The sequence below is a fragment of the Corynebacterium sp. 212_CJEI genome, assembly GCF_001055915.1.
Lineage (GTDB): Bacteria > Actinomycetota > Actinomycetes > Mycobacteriales > Mycobacteriaceae > Corynebacterium > Corynebacterium jeikeium_D.
In genome coordinates this window covers 87,960-108,708 of sequence record NZ_JVPT01000062.1, presented here as the reverse complement: position 1 = coordinate 108,708, position 20,749 = coordinate 87,960, and the positions used below count along the sequence as shown (strand labels likewise).

Here is a 20,749-nt window from a genome sequence, read left to right as displayed (position 1 = left end):
CTTAATGCAACCAATTAGGTACAGTTTTGGCGGCATCGACGGTGCTGCCGATGACATTCGGTCCACTTCTGGCACCATCAACGGGCTGCTCGGAGATTTGAAGAAGCGCATCGCGCCGATGGTCTCTACGTGGGAGGGTGACTCTTCGGATTCTTACCAGGAGGCTCAGCGTGAATGGGACACAGCAGCGGAGGAGCTCAATATGATTCTCACGACTATCGCGGATACGGTCAGCGCAGGTAGCCAGCGAATGGCGGATATTAACCGCCGCGCGGCAGCTAGCTGGGGATAGCTTGGTTCCTGCTTGAGGCACTTTTGATTGAGCTATGTAACCGGGGGAGGGGAGGACATTGCTCAATTGAGATCTTCAGTTAGGTATCTGCCTTTGAAGTATTCTTGCTAGCAGCACTCCAGGGGGGGGAAAGGCCAGTCTCAGCAGTTTGCGGCTGAGACTGGCTTTGGCATTTTTTGTTCTAGTGCCATCTCAAGGTAGAGTAGTCAAACTGTGTGCGCACACGTGAATGTTGCCTCGGGTCTCCACCGGCCGCCGGGGAATAACAACAGTGTGCACGGTGGCTGGCAAATCTACACGGACCCTAAAAGGAGTCATGTTGTCTACTTTCCATCCGAAGGACGGTGACATCGAGCGCAAGTGGTACGTCATCGACGCTACCGACGTTGTTCTCGGCCGTCTGGCTACTCACGCCGCAGACTTGCTGCGCGGTAAGGGCAAGGCTTACTTCGCCCCTAACGTCGACTGCGGTGACCACGTCATCATCATCAACGCCGATAAGGTACACGTCTCCTCGAACAAGCGGGAACGTGAGATGCGCTACCGCCACTCGGGCTTCCCGGGCGGCCTGAAGTCGATGACCCTGGGTCGTTCCCTCGAGGTTCACCCGGAGCGTGTTATCGCTGAGGCTATTGAGGGCATGATGCCGCACAACAAGCTTTCGAGTGCGTCCATCAAGAAGCTGCACGTCTTCGCCGGTTCCGAGCACCCGTTCGCCGGTCAGAAGCCTGAAAACTACGAGATCAAGGCGGTGGCACAGTGACCAACCCACAGGACGTCAATGAGAACCAGAACGTAGAGGCCACCGAGGCTTCCTACGATGATGTTCAGGCTGCCGCTGCTGCTGCCACTGAAGAGTTCACCTCTTCCATCGGCGACGCAGTTGCTACCGAGACCGAGGCTGAGGCTGCTCCGGCTGCACCGCTGACCCTGGATCGCCCGATTCAGACTGTCGGTCGTCGTAAGCGCGCTGTCGCCCGCGTCGTTCTGACCGCTGGTTCCGGCAAGATTGTCTGCAACGGCCGCGAGCTCGAGGATTACTTCCCGAACAAGCTGCACCAGCAGGAGATCAAGGATCCGCTGGTCCTGGTCGAGCGCGAGAGCCAGTTCGACATCAAGGCCAACATCAACGGTGGTGGCCCGTCCGGTCAGGCCGGTGCTCTGCGCCTGGCTATCGCTCGTGCCCTGAACGAGTTCAACCCGGAGGAGCGCAGCGTTCTCAAGAAGGCTGGCTTCCTCACCCGCGACGCTCGTGCTGTCGAGCGCAAGAAGGCTGGTCTGCACAAGGCCCGTCGCGCACCGCAGTACTCCAAGCGTTAAGCTTTACTGCTTCGAAAAGCACCTCAGTTTGCGTATTACACGCAAGCCGAGGTGCTTTTTTGGGTTAAAGTCCGCCGTTACCAGGCATGGCTGCATTTTTGAGACAAGCCCCGTACGTTAGACTTTTATCCGTTAAAAACTGCCACGAGAATCGTTTATCGCGGTGCGATTGCAGTGCGATGAAAGTGCGATTGCAGTGCGATGGGAAGAAGGAAACCGTATGGCGGTGAGCACCACAGCCACCAAGACCTCCGACGCGAAGAGCTCCTCTAGCTCGTCGTCGGTGGCGAAGCATCCCTTCCGCATTCGACGCGTACCAGGCATTGATGGGCTGCGCGGTCTGGCTGTTGCCACAGTGGTGATCTACCACTACTTCGATAATGTGCTGCCCGGTGGCTACATCGGTGTGGATATCTTCTTCGTGCTCTCCGGATTTCTTATCACCTCGCTTCTGGTGCGCGAACGCGCGGTCACTGGGCGCATCGATCTAAAGGACTTCTGGCTTCGTCGGCTGCGCCGCATCGCCCCGGCTGCGATGTTCGTGTTGTTTATTTCCATCGCCGTCGCAGGTCTGGTCGGCGGGGATCCCGCTGTTGGCTTGTCGACGCAGTTTCTCGGCACGGTCTTTTTCGTCAATAACTGGACGCAGATTGCGGGCTCTCAGTCCTATTTCGCGGATTCCGGAGTGCAGCTGTTAGCGCACTACTGGTCACTGTCGGTGGAGGAGCAGTTCTACTTGCTCTGGCCATTGATCTTTGTGGCTCTTCTCGCCTTGAAGCTGGCATCTCGCAAGCTGGCAGCAGTGGCGGGCATTGGGGCGGTTGCCTCTTTCGTGTGGATGGTCTCGCTCTATGATCCGAAGGTCGACCCCACGCGGGTCTACTACGGCACCGATACTCACGCCTTTGGACTCCTGTTTGGCGCGGCCCTCGCATTGTGGTTGACGTCGACGTCGTCACGCGCGGAAGCGGACTCCTGGCCACGCACAGAACCCCTGCTGCGGGACTTCTTTGGCAGTTCCGCCCAGGCTTTCGTAGTGGCCTCGCTGCCGCTGATCTTCCTTTCGTTGGTTTTGCTGATGATGTCGGATACCGCGTCGGCGACTTACCGCGGTGGGTTGGTGTTCGCCTCGTTGCTGTCGGCGGCGATTCTCTATCTTGTCGTTCGCGGTGTCTCACCCGTGCGTCAGATTTTTGAGTTCAAGCCACTGTGCTGGCTGGGAAAGATTTCTTTCTCGCTGTACCTGTGGCACTGGCCGGTCATCGTGCTCATCCGCGAACTGTTGGAGCGCAGTGAGGCCATGCAGTATGAGAACCTCGCTGCCTGCGCAGGTATTGCGCTATCGCTGCTTTTGGCGAACTGGTCATACAAGAATGTGGAATCGCCAATTCGCCGGATGGGTTACCGCCGTTGGATGGCGCAGTTTTCGGGCACGCAGTTTGCCGGTTCCTGGAAGCCGCGCGTTGCAGCAGGGCTGGCGCTGGTCGTCGTGGTTGGTGCAGTTGTGGGAATGGCTACGGCGCCGAAGATGACGCGTTTGGAGGCACAGCTACAGGAGGCAGCTGAGCGCCGTGCGCAGGCTCAGAAGGCGGAGGAAGCCGAGTTGGCCAAGCGCGTTATGCCGCGTGGTGACCAGATCACCGCTATCGGCGACTCTGTGATGCTCGCCTCGGCGTCCGCGTTGGAAGAGAAGCTGCCCGGTATCTATATCGATGCGGCTGTTTCCCGTGGTTATCCGGCCGCCCCGGAGATCATCGCGAGTATGAAGGCGGCGGGTACGCTCGATCCATTCGTCGTGCTGGGTCTTGGTATCAATCAGTCGGCTGCGGCATCGGACGAACACCTGTTGGATGAGATCCTCGATTCGCTGGGTGAAGACCGCATCATTGTCCTCATCAACCCGTACGGTGATCGTGTGTGGATGCCGCAGTCGGAGAGGGAAGTCCTCGACGCGGCAAAGAAGCGCGACAATGTCTATGTGTCTGACTGGTGTCATGGTGTGCGTGATGATTTGTCCAAGCTGCGCGCGGACCTTATCCACCCGACCCCGGATGGCGCCGAGGTCTATGCCAATGCCGTGGTCGATGCTTTCCAGCAGTATGCGAAGAACAAGAAACGCATTCCGGACACCTGCGGAATCTAATAAAAATCTAGTTAGTAGTGTTTCCACGGTAAAGTAAGTGGCTGTGGCCAAACAAAAGTCTTCCTCCAGTCACCGTGGATTAAAGATTTTCCTCGGCATCGTCCTCGGTATCTTCGCGCTCTTCGGTGTGTTTTACGCTGTCGATTACGTGCTGAACAAGGACCATGTCCCGCGCGGGTCTACCGTTGCGGGTATTGACATCAGCACGCTGAGCGCGAATCACGCTGAGGCGAAGCTCGAAGAGCAGCTCGGTGATCTTTCCACTCATCCAGTGGCGTTTCGTGCCGGCGAACGCACGGCGGAGGTTCTGCCCGAGGAGGCGGGGCTGAGCATCGACTGGGAGAAGACGGTCGCGCAGGCGGGTAAGCAGACGGCGAACCCAGTTACCTGGGTGCGCAGTTTCTTTACTACCCGTGAGCTGGATTTGGTCAGCGATATCGATAGCTCTAAGTTCGAGCCGCAGGTCGACCGTCTCGTCGGCGAACTGACTATTGCTCCCGTCGATGGTGAGGTCAAGCTTGTCGACGGCCGCGTGGAAACAACTCCACCGGTCATCGGCCAAGATGTCGACCGCAATGCGGTCAGCGGGGATTTGGCCGCCAAGTGGTTGTCGCCGGAGGGTATCGATGTAGAGACCACCGCGCACGACCCGGCTATCGGTGAGGATCAGGTCCGTGAGGCAGCTGAGGGAGAGGCCACCGATGCGGTGTCGGGCCCCATTGTTGCCAAGGGCCGTGATGGCAAAGATGGTGTAATTCCTCCGGAGCGCATGGCTGAAATCATCAGCTTTGTGCCGCGCGACGGTGGATTGGCCGCCGATATTAATGTCGACCGCGCACGCGAGATCCTCGAGGAGGGGCTGGCTGCTTCCGAGGTTGATAAGCGCAATGCGTCGATACGCTTCAGCGGTGGTTCGCGTGAAGTGGTCCCCTCGGTTGATGGCGTAGCCGTGAAGTGGGATGAAACTATGAAGGACTTCGCCGAGCGTGTGACTTCGACGGATAAGCGCGAGTTCGATGCGGTCTACGAGGACAAGCCCGCCACCTACACCACCGAACAAGCGGAAAGTGCCACCTTCGATGATGTCATTGGTGAGTTCACCACCGGTGGCTTCAGCTCGGCATCGGGAACAAACATTGCCCTGGTGTCGCAGATGGTCAACGGCGCATTCGTGGCGCCGGGCGATACATTCAGCCTGAACGGCTACACGGGTCCGCGCGGTACTGCGCAGGGTTTTGTCGAGTCGGGCATCATCCTCAACGGCCATGCGGATAAGGCTGTCGGCGGTGGCATTAGCCAGTTCGCTACCACTTTGTACAATGCTTCGTACTTTGCGGGCATGGAGGATGTCGCGCACACTCCGCACAGTTACTACATTTCGCGTTACCCGGCCGGCCGTGAGGCGACGGTGTACGAGGGCGCAATCGACCTAGCGTTTAAGAACAGTTCCGACACTCCGATTCTCATCGAGGCCGTTACTACTGGCTCCGACGTCACTGTGCGCATCAAGGGTGTGAAGAAGGTCAACGTTGAGTCCATCAATGGTGGACGTTGGGCATACACGCAACCACAGCGTATGCAGGTCAGTGGCAGCTCTTGCCAGCCGTCGTCGGGTGCGCAGGGCTTCACCACTTCCGATACACGCGTCATTCGGGACCTCTCGGGCGCGGAAATATCGCGTGAAACTCAGACTACGGTTTATGACCCGCAGCCAATTGTGTCCTGTGGCTAGTCTGGATTCGCCTGCGCGACCGGCTAAAGTAATACAGCATTGACAATGCAATAGTCCGCGATACCAAAACTCATAAAACCCCCAAGGAGTGGTCTAGCAACAATGGCACGTCTTTTCGGAACTGATGGCGTCCGCGGTTTGGCGAATAAGACTCTGACCGCACCGCTGGCAATGCGGCTGGGCGCTGCTGCGGCCACTGTGCTGACTAGCGGCACGAATCCGTCGGGGCGTCGTCCCCTGGCCATTGTTGGCCGCGATCCGCGTGTCTCCGGTGAGATGCTCGCCGCAGCGCTGTCTGCCGGCATGGCTTCCCAGGGCGTCGACGTTTTGCGTGTCGGCGTGCTGCCCACTCCGGCTGTCGCTTTCCTCACCGACGACTACGGTGCCGACATGGGTGTGATGATTTCGGCTTCTCACAACCCCATGCCGGACAACGGCATCAAGTTCTTCGCCGCGGGCGGCACCAAGCTTGACGACGCGGTGGAGAAGGAAATCGAACACGCTCTCCACAACTTGCCGGAGACCGGACCCACGGGCACCGGAGTGGGGCGTGTCATCGAGGAGGCCCCAGACGGGCTCGACCGCTACCTGTTCCACCTCTCCCGTGCGGTCAGCACCAAGCTCGACGGCATTCGTGTCGTGGTGGATTGTGCAAATGGTGCTGCTTCGCAGGCCGCCCCCATGGCGTACGCGGCCGCCGGTGCCGACGTCGTCGCTATTCATGACAAGCCGAACTCCTACAACATCAACGACAACTGCGGTTCCACCCACATTGAGGTTTTGCGCGCGGCAGTGCTGGAGCACGGCGCGGATCTGGGGCTGGCTCACGATGGCGATGCCGACCGCTGCCTGGCTGTGGACTCGCAGGGCAACATCGTCGATGGTGACCAAATCATGGCCATCCTGGCCGTCGCCATGAAGGAAGAGGGGCTACTGCACCACAACACGCTGGTGGCCACTGTGATGAGTAACCTCGGCCTCAAGCTGGCGATGGAGGAAAACGATATCGCCCTGCGTACCACCAAGGTCGGCGACCGCTATGTGCTGGCTGATTTGAACGCTGGCGGTTACTCGCTCGGCGGTGAGCAGTCGGGACACGTGGTCATTCCGGATCATGCGACCACTGGTGACGGCACCCTCACGGGTCTGTACCTCATGGCGCGGATGGCACGCACCGGTAAGTCTCTGGCTGAGCTGGCCTCCGTAATGAAGGTGCTGCCGCAGACTCTTATCAACGTGCCGGTGTCCAACAAGGCCGCAATTCTGGAGTCTGATGAGGTCAAGGCCGCCATCGATGCAGCCGAGGAGAAGCTGGGTTCCACCGGTCGCGTGCTGTTGCGCCCGTCCGGCACCGAGGAGCTCTTCCGCGTCATGGTGGAGGCCGCCGATGCGGAATCGGCCCGCAAGATTGCCGGGGAGTTAGCTGCGGTTGTGGCCGCAGTCTAGAGTCAGGAGTGTGGAAATGAATGACGCGCCAGAGGACATTAAAGCCCGCTTTGCCCCGGGTGAAGCCGACATCCAGGTAGAGGTGGTCGATCGTGACGGTCGGGTTCTCGGTACCGTCGGCAAGCTTGAAGCACACGTTCCACCGGGAATTTTGCACCGTGCTTTTTCTCTTTTCCTCTTCGATGAGCAGGGACGCATGCTGCTGCAGCGCCGTGCGGAGTCGAAGTATCACTCACCACTGCTACTGACGAATGCGACCTGCTCGCACCCACTGCCGGGGGAGCCGGTGGCCGATGCCGTTGAGCGTCGTGCGAAGGAAGAGCTCGGTGCGGATGTCTCTCAGTTGGAGGAAATCGGCATTGTTATCTACCAGGTCATCGATGATCGTTCGGGATTGGCGGAGCACGAGTACAACCACGTGTACGCCGGCATCGTCGATCCGAAGTCGGTGGATATCAACCCCGATGAGGTCGATGAAGTGGTGTACGTGACCCCGCAGGAGCTCGCAGAACGTCGTGCGAACGAACCGATGACGGAGTGGTTTAACCACGTCTGGGGTGTCGGGGCGGAGAAGTTCTCCAAGTACGGTTTCGACATTGCGGGTGTGCCGGGTATCCATGGCCCAGCGGAGGCGCAGGCTGCCGCGCAGTCGGTTTCGGAAAAGGATGTGTAGCTTCGTGACCAGCGTAGAAAACGCCAGCGTCGACGACTTCGGCCTCGACAAGTCCGAGGAATTGGAGACCGGGGAGTTCTATGCCCTGGCCAATGAACAGGGTGCCGCATTCGGTGAAGGCCATGCCAAGTCGATTTTGTTGGGTGAGCACTCTGTCGTCTACGGCAAGCCGGCTATTGCGCTGCCGGTGACGTCGCTGCGCACGATGGCGTGGATTGACCGCGTGGAGGATTCTCCCGTCCTGTTTTCCATGGACGGCGAGGTCATCGACATCGACGAGCTGCCGGAGCGCTTTGCCTCCATCGCCGCTGCACTCCGCGCTGGCCTGCGCACCTTCGGTATTCCCGAACGCGACCTGCTGGTTCGTCTCCGCTCCGGTATCCCACCCGCTGCAGGGCTGGGTGGTTCTGCCGCAGTGGCACATGCGCTTATCGACGCAGTGCGTGACCTCGCCGATGGCACTCTGACCGAGCGTCAGCGCTTTGACCTGGTGCAGGAAGCTGAGCGTCTGGCGCACGGTAACCCCTCTGGCCTGGATGCCACGGTTGCCCGTGCGTCGCGTCCGGTTTACTTCAAGCAGGGTGAGTTCCATCCGCTGAAGGTGGCCAAGAAGATGTGGCTGGTGCTGGGGGATACCGGTGTGCGTGGTTCGACGTCGCTGGCCGTTGCCCGTGTGCGTGGTTTCGTCGATTCCCACCGAGTCCACGGCCAAGAGTTGTTGGACCACTTGGGGCAGCTGGCCGATGGCGCGGTGCACAACCTGGCCAAGGGCGATTTTGCCCGTCTGGGACATCGCATGGACTCGGCGCAGGAAGCGCTAGAGGAACTAGGTGTTGGGCATGAGTCCATTACCGATCTCGTCACTGCCGCCCGACTGGCAGGTGCCCACGGGGCAAAGCTCACTGGTGCCGGTTGCGGTGGCTGTGTGATGGCGCTGGCAGAGTCCGCCGATCACGCGGAACTGATTAGCCATGCCATGATGGGAGCCAATGCCGTTGCTACTTGGACTGTGGAGGTAAATCCCTCGTGACCACGACCGCTACCGCCGTCGCTCATCCCAACATCGCCCTGATTAAATACTGGGGCAAGCGCGATGAGGCCGTGCAGCTACCGGCCACAGGTTCGCTGTCCCTTACTCTGGGCATCGCTCCGACGACGACCACGGTGTCGCTTATCGACGATCCCAGCGTCACCGCCGACTCGGGCACTCTGAACGGCCAGGAGATGGTGGGCAAGGACCTCTCCCGTGTCCAGAAGTTTTTGGATTTGGTCCGCGAGCGTGCGGGCAGCACGAGCTTCGCAGAGGTGACCAGCACCAACGAGATTCCGACGGGTGCGGGTCTGGCTTCGTCCGCGTCGGGTTTTGGCGCTCTCGCGCTGGCCGCGGCGAAGGCCTACGGCCTGGACTACACTCCGGAAAAGCTCTCGGCTCTGGCCCGTCGCGGTTCGGGCTCGGCCTGTCGCTCTATTTTCGGCGGCCTCGTTGAGTGGCTGCCCGGCGATGACGATGCTTCCAGCCACGCAGTGGCTCTGCCGGATTCCGGCCTGGATCTCTCCCTGGTCGTGGCGGTTTTGGCCCCGGGGCGCAAGAAGATTGACAGCCGTGCCGCCATGCGTCGCACGGTCGAGACATCACCGTTCTTCCCGGCCTGGGTGGAGCAGGTGCCTCGTGATATCGAGGACATGAAGGCCGCCATTGCCGCTGCGGACTTCACTGCGGTCGGCGAGCTTGCCGAGGCCAATGCCATGCGCATGCACGCCACTATGCTGGGGGCTCTTCCTCCGGTGCGGTACTGGAATCCGGATTCGGTGGCGGCTCTCGATCTCGTCGCTACGCTGCGTGACGAGGGCACCGAGTGCTACGCCACCATGGATGCCGGGCCGAACGTGAAGGTGCTGTGCCGCAGCGGCGATGCCGAGACCATCGCGGATCGTTTCCGCGCAGAGTTCGAGGATATTGACGTGCTGGTTTCCGGCTCCGGCCCTGGCGCATACCTGGTGTAGCTGGGGGAGTAGTTGAGCAACGCTAAAGGCGGACCTATCGAAGGCGAGTCCATCGGTCGTGGCTGCGGCAAGCTGTACCTCACTGGTGAGTATGCGGTGATGGATGTCGAGGGGCTGGCCGTCATCGCAGGTGTCGACCGCTATGTGACAGTTCGGTGCCGCGATGCCGAACCATCGCAGCCGGTCTCTCGCGTGTACTCCAGCTATTACGGCCCGCGGGGGCGTGTCATTGATATCGATGCACCAGATGACATCGCTACCCATACGATTTCCCTGGTCTATCGCATTGCTGCGGGCGAGTTGGAAAACACCCCAGAGCGCCCCATAAATATCGTCATTGAATCAGACCTCGATGACGCCGACAGTGGTGCGAAGTATGGCCTGGGATCCTCCGGGGCTGTCGCTGTGGCTGTAACTCGTGCGCTGGGGACGCACCTGGGTCTGGAGCTGGATTCACTGGACGTGTACAAGATTGCGATGGTGGCCACGCTTCTGGCTGGTGCAGCTGGTTCCGGCGGCGATATCGCGTGCTCCGCGCACGGCGGGGTGGTGCTCTATCGCCGGCCGAATCCGACGGCGCTCGCAGAGCTCGTGGCGGCTGATCCTGTCGCTGCCGTGGCGGCACCGTGGCCGAATCTTCGCATTGACGCCCGCACCGACCTCGGTGGGCTACAACTGTTGGTCGGCTGGACGGGCAGTCCGGTGAAGACGGACTCGCAGTTGAAGAAGGCCGGTGGCGCAGACCGTGATTTTGTGCGCGGGGTCTCGTCGATAAGCGAAAGACTCTGGCAGGCGCTTGCCGACGGCGACCACACCGCGGCGTTTGCCTGCCTGCGTGAGAATCGGACGCTGCTGCAGGACTATGAGCGTGAGCGTGCTGTGTGCATCGAGACGGAGAAACTGAAAGCGCTCGCCGACATCGCCGATGGCGCGGGGTCTGCGGGCAAGAGCAGTGGCTCCGGTGGTGGTGACTGTGGAATCGCGCTGGTGGGAGTCTCAAAAGATGCCGATGCCGAGGAGACTGCCGCGGACATCACCGCGCGCTGGCAAGCCGCTGGCATCCAGCCGTTGCCGCTGAAGCTGGCCGCTCAACTTTGACCACAGTTTTTTGACCGTAGAATTTAAGACAGCTGAAATTTACAGAAGCTGGGAACCGAAGCTGCATGCAGCTAGAAAGGGTCGCTTAGGACAATGGCTGAAAAGAGCTCGCACGACCTGGAATATGCACACGTACCGCTGAGCTGGATTGGTCCGGTGCGCATTAGTGGCAACGTCATGAATGACGAGGTGAAGATTCCGCTGGCGACTTACGAGACCCCGCTGTGGCCGTCGTGTGGTCGCGGTGCGAAGGTCTCCCGCATGATCGAAGGTGGCATTACCTGCACTTTCGTCGGTGAGAAGATGACCCGATCGGTGATTTTCACTCTCGACTCGGCAGCTGATGCCGTCATTGCGCGCGACAACATCCTGTCTCGTTATGACGAGCTGAAGAAGGTCGTGGAGTCCTCCTCGCGTTTTGCCAAGCTGGTAGATATTCACTTCCAGATCGCATCGCGTCTTCTCTTTGTCCGCTTTGACTTCTTCTCCGGTGACGCCTCGGGCCACAACATGGCCACGCTGGCGTCTGAGCGTTTGATGTCCTACCTGATGGAACAGATGCCAGAGTTGGGCTATGGCTCGATCTCGGGCAACTTCTGTACCGATAAGAAGACTTCCGCAGTCAATGGCATTCTGGGCCGCGGTAAGTACGTGATCGCCGAGGCCGTCATTCCGGAGCCGGTTGTCCGCGAGCGTCTGCGCACAACTGCCAAGCGCCTGGCTGAGCTCAACGAACGCAAGAACCTCGTCGGCTCCATCATGGCCGGTTCGCTGCGCAGCGGTAATGCGCACTACGCCAATATGCTGCTGGGCTTTTACCTCGCTACCGGTCAGGACGCTGCGAATATCGTCGAAGGCTCGCAGGGGCTGACGCAGGTAGAGGCGCTTGACGACGGCTCCGTGCGCTTTAGCTGCACCCTGCCACATTTGATCGTCGGTTCCGTGGGCAACGGCAAGGGCTTGGACTTCGTGGAGAAGAATCTCACGGCGCTGGGCTGCAAGGAGGACCGTGAGCCGGGCGAGAATGCCCGTCGTCTAGCAGCGTGCTGCGCGGCAATCGTCTGGTGTGGTGAGCTTTCCCTGCTCGCGGCACAGACGAACCCGGGTGAGCTGATGGAGGCGCACGTTTCTATCGAGCGTGCGAAGTAGTGGTTTGTGAATAGTCGTTTGCGACAATTCGCAAAACCTAAGACAAATCTCAGGTAAACGCGCTAGATTTCTGTAGTAGGCAATTAACATTTTGTGGGCAAAATATCCCGTGGTCTGATGACTGCTCTGATGGCCGTTCTGATGACATGGGGGATGTTTCGTTGCCCGTTATTTCTTAAAAATCTGTAGAGGTAGTGAAGGCACGGTTTTGATGACAACAAGCAATGTGACCCCGATCGGTATTGATGACATCGCCTTTGCGACGGGTTCGTACTGCATTGACCTCGCCGATATTGCGCCCCGACTCGGAGCGGAACCGGCAAAGTACCACAAGGGCCTGGGGCAGGAACGCTCCAGCGTGGTTGCCTCTGATGAAGATCCGGTGACGATGGCCGCGACCGCGGTGAAGAAGATCGTCGACCGCCACGGTATCGACGGCGTGCGCACCATCATGTTCGCCACTGAGACCGGTATCGACCAGTCGAAGGCCGCTGCTGTCTATGTGCATGAGTTGGTCGGTCTTGACCCGCACGCGCGATCTGTCGAGCTGAAGCAGGCTTGCTACTCCGGTACCGCGGCGCTGCAGTTCGCGTGCGCTCTGGTGGCCCGCAATCCGGAGGAGAAGGTCATCGTTGTCGCCTCCGACATTGCCCGCTATGACCTGGACTCCGCTGCGGAGCCGACCCAGGGCGCAGGTGCTGTAGCCATGCTGGTGACCGCTAATCCGCGCATCCTGGCTATCGATGCCGCTTCGGGCGTCTTCACCCGCGAAGTTATGGACTTCTGGCGTCCGAACCACCGCAGCCAGGCGTTGGTGGAGGGCAAGCTCTCTATTAGTGCTTACATCGACGCTGTTCAGGGTGCTTACGAGGACTACCGTGCCCGCGGCGGTGTGGACTTCAGCGAGATTGACTACTTCAGCTACCACCAGCCGTTTACCAAGATGGCCTACAAGGCGCACCGGCAGCTTTCGGCCAATAACGGTGTGGAGCTCACCGCAGAGGACGAGGCCCGCCAGCTCGGCCCAACCACTGAGTACAACCGCATCATCGGTAACTCCTACACAGCATCGGCCTACTTCGGCCTGCTCTCGCTGCTGGACACCGAGAAGGACCTGGCTGGTAAGAAGGTCGCTGTTGTCTCCTATGGTTCCGGCTCGGTTGCTGAGTTCCTCACCGGCAATGTGGTCGAGGGCTACGAGTCCCAGCTGCGCGCCGAAGATAATGCTCGTGAACTGGATGAACGCGTAAAGCTCGATGATCCGACCTACTACCGCCACGCTCAGGTGACGCATGAAGATCCGGGTGAGTACTCCAACCTGGGAGACGACGCCCTGATTGGCACCGGCCCATTCAGCTTCACCGGTGTTGAGGGGTGTAAGCGCATCTACCGCGCTCGTTAGCCCCGGGGGCACCCGTGCTAGTACCTCAACGGAACCGAATCCCCTTTTTTCGCGCCTAACAGTAATAAGAACTGTTTTTCGCGGGGAAGGGGATTTTTCGTGTCCGCACGTTTTACTGGAGGCAGTGGCGGAGGCTTGCTGCACTTTTCGGAAGATGCAGTGACATCGGCTGCCCGAGAGATCGAGCAGCGCGGCCGTGAAGGCCATGAGCGGTGGGGAAGCGCTCCCGATATTTCCGCGGCAGACTGTGGCCAGGGTTTTGCCGCCCAGGGGCGTCGTCTGCAGCAGGCGGCAGCGCGGCTGCGTGAGCACGGGCAATCGATGTACGCGGGACTTGGCAATCATGCTCCGGCAGTGCGGGAACAGTGGCGTGTCTTTGCAGGCTGTGACAGCGACGGGAGCGCCGACCTCGGTGGAATTGAGGTAGTGGACTGATGCCATGGGTTGCTCGAATTCTTCCGATATTGGTGCGTGTTATTGGCCGTGGAAGCCGTATTGGAGCCAAGCGCGGGGTTGGCGGCATCGGCAAGAATCTGCCCAAAGTCTTGGATAAGGTGCGACGCGCTGACGGCTGGAAGGGCAGCGCCCTATCCAAGTTCTCTAACTCCGTGGGGTTGATAGCCTCCGCGATAACTATTGCTATGGCTTTCGATTGGGGCGGTTTGAAAGGCGATGCCGCCGACGCCGCCAAGGAACGCTGTGATAAAGCCGCGCAGGACTGTGCGAATCAGGATGAGCAGTCCGCCAATGGCGCGCAGAGCGTCGGCGAGTGCGGCAAGAAAGTCGACGAGGTCCTGGAGGATTGCGAAAAGCAGGCCGAAGATATGGCTGAGCAAACCGACGGCATCCTCTCTCAGTGCGAAGCGCTTGTCGACGATCCGGAGGTCGGCGCCGAAGCCGCACAAGTGGCCCAGCAGGTGTGTAACAGTCTCGTCGACTCCACTGGTCAGCTCTACGATGCGCGTAATAGTTGCATCGAGCAGTGTCTTGAGCAGGCAGCGTGTGACACTGAGGCCGCGGTGGTCGCCACCCCGCCGCAGCCTCCTACTGTTCCTGCCAGTTCGGGTGCTACCTCGGCGGCCTGTGCAGAGGTGGCTGAGTCTGGGAGTGGCGAAGGAGCTACTGTAACCGGTGGCAACGGTGCTACCGCTGGTGGAATTGGGGTCGTTGCCAACGTTGATATTGGGATAGAGGCAGGCGTTGCTGCTGGAATATCCGTTGGAGGTGCCATTGGCGCTGCCGGGGCGGCCAGTATCGCTGGAATTGCGGGAGCTGTCGGGGTTGCAGGCAGTGTCGCGTCCTCACTGCTCAACTTAGACATGTGCACGGAGACGGAAGAGCCAGTGTGCGAACAGGCGCCTGCGCCAGCGCCAGCACCAGCACCAGCTCCTGCGCCGGAGGACTGTGTGCCGGAACCCGAACCTGAACCCGAGCCCGAACCAGAACCCAAGCCCGAACCTGAACCCGAGCCCGAACCAGAAGATGTGCCTGAACCGCCTCCTCCAGCTGAGAAACTAAAGCACTTGGGAATCGAGCTGCCACAGGAGACGCAAGCAGAACAGCGAGCGGAACCGCAGCCAGAACCACAAGCAGAGCCGCAGCCAGCACCAGCCCAGGATTCGGCAGCATCAGTGCAGGAATCTGCTTCAGCTGTGCCCGAGCCCCCTGAGCAGCCCAACGCCCAGGAGCTTGTGGGCGCGGTCAATTCGCCAACGGCAGGTGAGTGGTAATGGGGAGTAAGCATGCCGCGAAATATGACCGGATTGGGCAGGCCTATTACGACGCTGCTGCAATGACTAGGCAGGAGTTCGATACGGCGGTACAGAGGGCACAGAAAGAATTGCAGGGTTTGGAGGAGCGTCGTAAAGCACGCGAAATTAAGGAGAGGGAGGTGGCGGCGGGCGTCGAAAAGCAACAAAAAACCGCCCGACCGAAGGGAACCGTTACGCGGTTGTTCGGGCGGGCGGGGAAAGGGACGCCGACGGTGAAGTCGATTCGGGGCGTGTCCTGAAGCGTGGCCTAGTGACTACTTGCCGGGAATCAGCGAGTGCTCCGGGTTTTCCGGCAGCTCCTTGATGAGCCACTCCATGTCGCGGTTAGTTGTGCCCTTGATAGTGGCGGTCGGGTCTGCGAAATCCGAGTACTTCTTGTCGTCACCGACCGTGGCCAGCAGGAAGCCTGTGAGTGCGGCGCGCGCGACCTCCTGGTACTTCACCTTGGAGGAAGAGAAGCCCGCTAGACGACGGAGAAGAGTTGTCTCCGAGAAGCTGCCCTGGTCAGCCTTGTCTACTTCGCGGTAAACGACATCGCCCTTCCACTGAACAGCCAGGCGAGCCGGGTTACCGCGATCGAGCCACTGATCCTCGCCAGGGGCCAGGACGAGGCCCGGAGCCGAGACATTAGTTGCAGCGGCGCTGGAGGAAGGCGCGGTAGTTGCGGGGAAGACGCAGCCAACGCCGGAGATGAGGTCGTGACCAGCGGCGGCGAGGACGGCTACGCCAGCGCCCATGCCGTGGCCGGCAACGCCGAGTTTCTTCGGGTGGACGACGACCTTGCCCTCTCCGAGGCGGACACCAGCGAGAATCTGGAGCGCTGTCTCCAAATCGTTGGCGAGACCACGGTGATCTGCCACGATGCCATTTTCGGTGTCCGGAGCAGCGACCGCGATGCCCCACGAAGCTAGGTGACGCAGCGTGGCGTGGTACTCCTCAATCGGTGTGCGCCAATCGTGTGCGAAGGCGATACCGGGGATGCCATTGCCCTCGGCAGGCGTGTAGACCTTTCCCGGCAGGCCAGTAAAAGCGAGATCACCGACCATGACGCGGTGCGGTCCACGCTTGGAAAGATTAGATGTCAGAGTCTTCAAGTTGTCAGCCACAGTGAATAGCTTAACTATAAGGTGCATACCTTTGCTGAAAAAGTGCCAGGATGAGCGAGAATGTCTATTTCGTTATGACGATTTTCCGCTTCGCGGGTTATTCTGTAGGACATGTGTGGAATCGTTGGATATGTGGGCCATCAGCCCGCCCTGGATATTGCTGTCGATGCGCTACGACGCATGGAATACCGTGGCTATGACTCCGCGGGGGTTGCCATTGTCGACGATCAGGGGCATATCACTGTAGAGAAGAAGGCCGGTAAACTCGCCAACCTCGAGGCTGCCCTTGATGCGGATGGGCGCGACAAAATCACTGGAACCACCGGAATTGGGCACACCCGCTGGGCTACCCACGGTCGCCCAATTGATGAGAATGCCCACCCACACCAGTCCTATGACGGCAAGGTGGCTATCGTCCACAACGGCATTATCGAGAACTTTGCTCCGCTACGTCAGGAGCTGGAGGATGCCGGCATTGAGCTGAAGTCCGAAACCGACTCCGAGGTCGCCGCGCACATGCTCGCCCGTGCCCTGGACGGTTCCGACGGCGGATCTACCGCTGGTGATTTCGAGGCCTCTGCGCTGTCCGTGCTCAACCGCCTCGAGGGTGCTTTCACGCTGCTGTTTACTCATGCAGACCACCCGGATCGCATCATCGCTGCTCGTCGCTCCACTCCGCTGATTGTCGGGGTGGGCGAAAACGAAATGTTCCTCGGCTCCGATGTTGCGGCTTTCATCGCGCACACCCGCGAGGCCGTGGAGCTGGGGCAGGACAACGTCGTCATCATCACCGCAGATGACTACCGCATTCTGGATTTCGCCGGCAACGAGCAGCAGGGTCGACCATTCACCATCGACTGGGATCTCGCCGCAGCCGAAAAGGGTGGCTATGACTCCTTCATGATGAAGGAAATCCACGAGCAGGCTGCCGCCGTCCGCGATACGTTGGCCGGTCACCTCGTTGACGGCCGCATCGTTCTCGACGAGTCCCGCCTGAGTGACCAAGATCTGCGTGACATCGAGAAGGTCTTCGTCGTCGCCTGTGGTACCGCATACCACTCCGGTTTGTTGGCCAAGTACGCCATTGAGCACTGGGTTCGTATCCCGGTCGAGATTGAGGTCGCTTCCGAGTTCCGCTACCGCGATCCGGTGCTGGACCGCCAGACGCTGGTGGTCGCTATTTCGCAGTCGGGTGAGACTGCGGACACCCTTGAGGCCGTGCGACACGCAAAGAGCCAGGGCGCCCGCGTGCTGGCTGTCTGTAACACCAACGGTGCACAGATTCCGCGTGAGTCTGACGCCGTGCTCTACACGCACGCCGGCCCGGAGATCGGTGTTGCTGCAACCAAGTCGTTCCTGGCGCAGGTTGCCGCAAACTACTTGGTCGGATTGGCTCTGGCCCAGGCACGCGGCACTAAGTACCCGGATGAGGTCACTCGCGAGTTTGAAGAGCTGGAGACCATCCCGGCACTGATTGACAAGGTCGTCGCTAAGGGCGATGAGTTCATCGACATGGCCAAGGAAATCGGTGCTATTCCGACGATGCTCTTCCTCGGCCGACACGTTGGTTTCCCAGTCGCACTTGAGGGTGCGCTGAAGCTCAAGGAGCTTGCCTACATTCACGCAGAGGGGTTCCCGGCAGGCGAGCTCAAGCATGGCCCAATTGCACTCATCGAGGATGATCTTCCGGTCGTCGTCGTAGTGCCATCGCCGAAGGGGCGCGCCGTGCTGCACTCCAAGATTGTCTCCAACATCCAGGAAATTCGAGCCCGAGGTGCCAAGACCATCGTGATTGCCGAAGAAGGGGATCAGTCGGTGGTTCCTTTTGCGAACTACCTGATTGAGATCCCGGAGACCTCCACGCTGCTCCAGCCGCTGTTGTCTACGATTCCAATGCAGTTCCTGGCAGCTGAGATTGCTCGCCAGTGCGGTAACGAGGACATCGATAAGCCGCGCAACCTGGCTAAGTCAGTCACCGTCGAGTAGTTCGTCCTGCTTTCGTCGGTACTGCTCAATCTCCGCATCGAGTTCTTCATCCGTGAGGGACTCGATGCGTTTTGCTTCTTCCTCGGATAGGTCCCAGACCTCATCGGATACATGGCAAAATGACAACATCCAATCGAGGTTGCGTTTCTGAATCGTCTTCATCTTCCGTGTCACACGCTGATGAAAAGTTTGCTTGCCGACGTTCTTTAGCGGCCCAACCGGAACGCTAGTCGCGGTGTCCCCATTATGGGAAGTCCACACTTCTGTTCCGTCGGGGTATCTGTCGATATCCCAGCCCTCGTGCGTTTTTAGATTGTGGTGTCGGCGGCAGAGACAGTGCAGATTCTCAGTGTCAGTCGGCCCGCCCTGCTTGGGATTGTCGTGGTTGTACGGCTGAATATGGTCCAGGTCGCACTTGGCTGCCGGGACGTCGCAGCCGGGGAAGCGGCAGGTACCGTCACGCCCACGGACGCGAGCCACCTGGCTCTCGGTGGGGCGGTAACCATCCACCTTGCTGTCGGCGGAGATACGGATGTGAGTTGCGCGGGCAAGCCATTCTTCGGTGGCTACCTCGCTCAACCAGCCGACGCCATCAATCCATGCTGGCCCACCGCCGACCTCGCGGTAGACATTGATGACAATCTCGGCATTGGTCGAATTCTGTGCCAGCTGTAGTAGCGCTTCCGCCTGCGTGCACTGTTCACCACGATTGATTGCTGTGTTGCGAATCCCCTGAATCCTGGCCATGAGCTCGGTCGCGCGGTCGTTTTCAAGGATTGCTGTGACCTTTTTGTGCTTGCCATCGCCCGTGTCGGAGAGTGCGACCGCTTCGCCTTCTGGAACCCGTTGGGTGCCGTCGTTGCGGGCGCAGTCGTTGTACTCAGAAACCAAGTCGCCGATTAGACGAGACAGCGTGTAGACACCAACCATTGCTTGTCGAGGTCGCGTCGGAGTGAGCATTTCCAAAAGATGGGGCTCTACCGTGTCGAACTGATCTGGTGACAGCCCGGCAACGCCATTGGCGATGGCGCGGAGATGGGCTAACGAGAAACAGAAGGTGGATTCGATGAGAGCCCGGACTTTTGGTAGGCGTTCGAACATCAGCGCAATTTCGCACAGCGTAGAACACTTGCCGCGGCTAAGGCCGGTTCGAATGCTTATGCGGGCAAGATGGTGATTGACATCGACCTCCTCACCGGGAGCGCAGATATCGATCAGTTGAAGGTCTGCGGCGTTGATGGCACGGGCCGCGCTGCTAATCGGGTCGTCGGATTGCTGGTTGGCCCATGAGGGCTTTTGACCTGGTGCTGGAAGTTCTGTGGGCGGCGATGACATTGGTTATCCCCCTGATTACTACGTGTCCGCCGGAGAATTGAAGATTGAGTTCTGTGGTGGAGAGAAGCATGGAGAGGCTGTGTCAACCAGTCCCGCCAACCCCTGTGCACCGGACAAAGAACTTTCGCTTACAAATTTTCCCTACAACCCAAATCGTACACCTGTTTGAAAAACTGTCAATAGAATTCTGGAAATATGTTCTAAAATTCTGTGCTGAATTAGATCCGGCCCCTCCGTCCGAGCCTCCTCCGTCCGAGGCCCCTCGGCAGGGCGCCGTACAAAGGCAGGACTCGCTGTCGCGGATGATGCGGAACATCACCAGCTTCAGCGCCATCCAGTTCCTCCAAGAACTCGTGAATGCGTTCGAGCGTATTGGGGGAGTAGAGCAGTGCGAGGTGATCAGACCAGTCGCCACCGCCAGTGGCATTGTTGACGTTCGTAATGTGGTGACCCTCTTGTTCGGGCAAAAAGGCGCCGGTCCACGGGCGAACCACGGTGTCAAAAGGGGTGCCGATATTCAGGTAGTGCGGACCACGTCGGGTAATGCCACGCGCTGCGCGGTTCAGAGTCGCAATGTAGTCAGAGTCCAGCAGCTGTTGAATGCAGGCACGGCCGACAAGGCGGTCGACGAGCTTGTGCATCGGTAGGCCGCATCGCTCAAGGGCACTGAGCCTTCGGCGCATGCCCCACGCAGTAGTGCCGCGATGGTTTCCCGCAAGCGAGATCACTGCCCGCACGGGGCTGTTGTCGGAGGCGTACTGCTCGGCTTCTTCTTCGTTGAGGCCATGGTTGAGGGCGTCGTCGTAAAGCGAATCGATGCTCGCGTTGGCGTAACTGCGGCAGTGTAGACCGCCCTGGGAATGACCGATGAGGTCGATGCGGGGTAGGGAGAGTTGGGCTCGGAAGCGGTCGAGAAGGTCGGTGACTTCGGCGAGCGCATCGCTTAAATCGGTGGTGGCTTTGACGCTACGGAGACGGCTGACCAGCGTGGCGGGGTCGGAGCCGTAATCGAGTGAGAATACGGGGCGATTCCGGGCGAGGAACGGCCCCAACATGGCGAAGGAGTTGAACGAGTTCATCCAGGTGCCGTGAACCAGGACAATTGGTATGCGACCGTTGTATCTGTCCAGGTCGGGAGTGATTTTGCCGTCGAGGATTTCGCGAACGTCCTGCACGCCGTGGGGGATCCATTCGGGATGACGCAACGAGCGCAGGTATGCCTGGGGAAAGGCGCGCAGTAGAGGGCCGAAAACTCGCGTGCTCGGGGAGTAGTCATCCATAGGGGCTAATC

19 protein-coding genes are annotated in these 20,749 nt (G+C 59.7%); 16 read left to right on the top strand and 3 right to left on the bottom strand.

The features are described from left to right. Nucleotides 1–4: 4 nt before the first annotated feature. The 15 genes from ADB02_RS07655 (at nt 5) to ADB02_RS07585 (ending at nt 15,270) form a co-directional block, all read left to right on the top strand. On the top strand, nt 5–292 hold the full coding sequence (locus ADB02_RS07655; RefSeq protein WP_016422090.1) for a WXG100 family type VII secretion target: 288 nt from the start codon (nt 5–7) through the stop codon (nt 290–292). Nucleotides 293–611: 319 nt separating this feature from the next. Then, a complete protein-coding gene (gene rplM, locus ADB02_RS07650; protein ID WP_049170060.1) occupies nt 612–1,055 on the top strand; it encodes a 50S ribosomal protein L13 in 444 nt (147 codons plus the stop codon). Continuing rightward, nucleotides 1,052–1,612, top strand: a complete 561-nt coding sequence (rpsI, locus tag ADB02_RS07645; protein ID WP_016422091.1) for a 30S ribosomal protein S9 — start codon at nt 1,052–1,054, stop codon at nt 1,610–1,612. The genes rplM and rpsI overlap by 4 nt, the downstream gene beginning before the upstream one ends. 220 nt (nt 1,613–1,832) lie before the next feature. Further along, nucleotides 1,833–3,755 (top strand): acyltransferase family protein, encoded by a 1,923-nt coding sequence (locus tag ADB02_RS07640; protein WP_049190393.1) that lies wholly within the window; start codon nt 1,833–1,835, stop codon nt 3,753–3,755. Between the two features lie 43 nt (nt 3,756–3,798). Continuing rightward, the gene (locus tag ADB02_RS07635) at nt 3,799–5,487 is read left to right on the top strand and encodes a VanW family protein (RefSeq protein ID WP_049170058.1); all 1,689 of its coding nucleotides are present in this window, start codon (nt 3,799–3,801) and stop codon (nt 5,485–5,487) included. Between the two features lie 102 nt (nt 5,488–5,589). Then, the gene (gene glmM / locus ADB02_RS07630) at nt 5,590–6,933 is read left to right on the top strand and encodes a phosphoglucosamine mutase (protein ID WP_016422094.1); all 1,344 of its coding nucleotides are present in this window, start codon (nt 5,590–5,592) and stop codon (nt 6,931–6,933) included. A 16-nt stretch (nt 6,934–6,949) separates the two neighbouring features. Continuing rightward, a complete protein-coding gene (gene idi / locus ADB02_RS07625; RefSeq protein ID WP_016422095.1) occupies nt 6,950–7,606 on the top strand; it encodes an isopentenyl-diphosphate Delta-isomerase in 657 nt (218 codons plus the stop codon). A gap of 4 nt (nt 7,607–7,610) precedes the next feature. Then, nucleotides 7,611–8,636, top strand: coding sequence for a mevalonate kinase (gene mvk, locus ADB02_RS07620; protein ID WP_101687816.1), 1,026 nt, complete (start codon nt 7,611–7,613; stop codon nt 8,634–8,636). Continuing rightward, nucleotides 8,633–9,610: a diphosphomevalonate decarboxylase gene (mvaD, locus tag ADB02_RS07615; RefSeq protein ID WP_049190390.1), complete on the top strand. Its 978-nt coding sequence runs from the start codon at nt 8,633–8,635 to the stop codon at nt 9,608–9,610. Before mvk ends, mvaD begins: the two co-directional genes overlap by 4 nt. 12 nt (nt 9,611–9,622) lie before the next feature. Then, complete coding sequence (locus ADB02_RS07610) at nt 9,623–10,708, top strand: phosphomevalonate kinase (protein ID WP_049190387.1); 1,086 nt, start codon at nt 9,623–9,625, stop codon at nt 10,706–10,708. 93 nt (nt 10,709–10,801) lie between these two features. Then, complete coding sequence (locus ADB02_RS07605; protein WP_049190384.1) at nt 10,802–11,857, top strand: hydroxymethylglutaryl-CoA reductase; 1,056 nt, start codon at nt 10,802–10,804, stop codon at nt 11,855–11,857. Between the two features lie 211 nt (nt 11,858–12,068). After that, nucleotides 12,069–13,259 carry a hydroxymethylglutaryl-CoA synthase gene (locus ADB02_RS07600; protein ID WP_016422100.1) on the top strand — a complete coding sequence of 397 codons (1,191 nt, stop codon included), beginning with the start codon at nt 12,069–12,071 and terminating at the stop codon, nt 13,257–13,259. Between the two features lie 99 nt (nt 13,260–13,358). Continuing rightward, nucleotides 13,359–13,694 carry a hypothetical protein gene (locus tag ADB02_RS07595; protein ID WP_049190380.1) on the top strand — a complete coding sequence of 112 codons (336 nt, stop codon included), beginning with the start codon at nt 13,359–13,361 and terminating at the stop codon, nt 13,692–13,694. A gap of 32 nt (nt 13,695–13,726) precedes the next feature. Next, on the top strand, nt 13,727–14,989 hold the full coding sequence (locus tag ADB02_RS07590; protein ID WP_241482434.1) for a procyclic acidic repetitive family protein: 1,263 nt from the start codon (nt 13,727–13,729) through the stop codon (nt 14,987–14,989). Then, nucleotides 14,989–15,270 carry a hypothetical protein gene (locus tag ADB02_RS07585; RefSeq protein ID WP_049190377.1) on the top strand — a complete coding sequence of 94 codons (282 nt, stop codon included), beginning with the start codon at nt 14,989–14,991 and terminating at the stop codon, nt 15,268–15,270. Before ADB02_RS07590 ends, ADB02_RS07585 begins: the two co-directional genes overlap by 1 nt. Before the next feature lie 15 nt (nt 15,271–15,285). Here ADB02_RS07585 and ADB02_RS07580 read toward each other — a convergent pair whose 3' ends face one another. Continuing rightward, nucleotides 15,286–16,137, bottom strand: a complete 852-nt coding sequence (locus tag ADB02_RS07580) for a dienelactone hydrolase family protein (protein WP_049169967.1) — start codon at nt 16,135–16,137, stop codon at nt 15,286–15,288. Between the two features lie 111 nt (nt 16,138–16,248). Between ADB02_RS07580 and glmS the strand changes: the two genes are divergently transcribed. Then, on the top strand, nt 16,249–18,123 hold the full coding sequence (gene glmS / locus ADB02_RS07575) for a glutamine--fructose-6-phosphate transaminase (isomerizing) (RefSeq protein WP_049190374.1): 1,875 nt from the start codon (nt 16,249–16,251) through the stop codon (nt 18,121–18,123). Here the strand turns inward: glmS and ADB02_RS07570 are convergent. Continuing rightward, a complete protein-coding gene (locus ADB02_RS07570; RefSeq protein WP_049190373.1) occupies nt 18,106–19,458 on the bottom strand; it encodes an HNH endonuclease signature motif containing protein in 1,353 nt (450 codons plus the stop codon). The genes glmS and ADB02_RS07570 overlap by 18 nt on opposite strands. A gap of 218 nt (nt 19,459–19,676) precedes the next feature. Continuing rightward, entirely contained in the window at nt 19,677–20,738 is a 1,062-nt protein-coding gene (locus ADB02_RS07565; RefSeq protein ID WP_049190370.1) for an esterase/lipase family protein, read from the bottom strand. Nucleotides 20,739–20,749 lie beyond the last annotated feature (11 nt).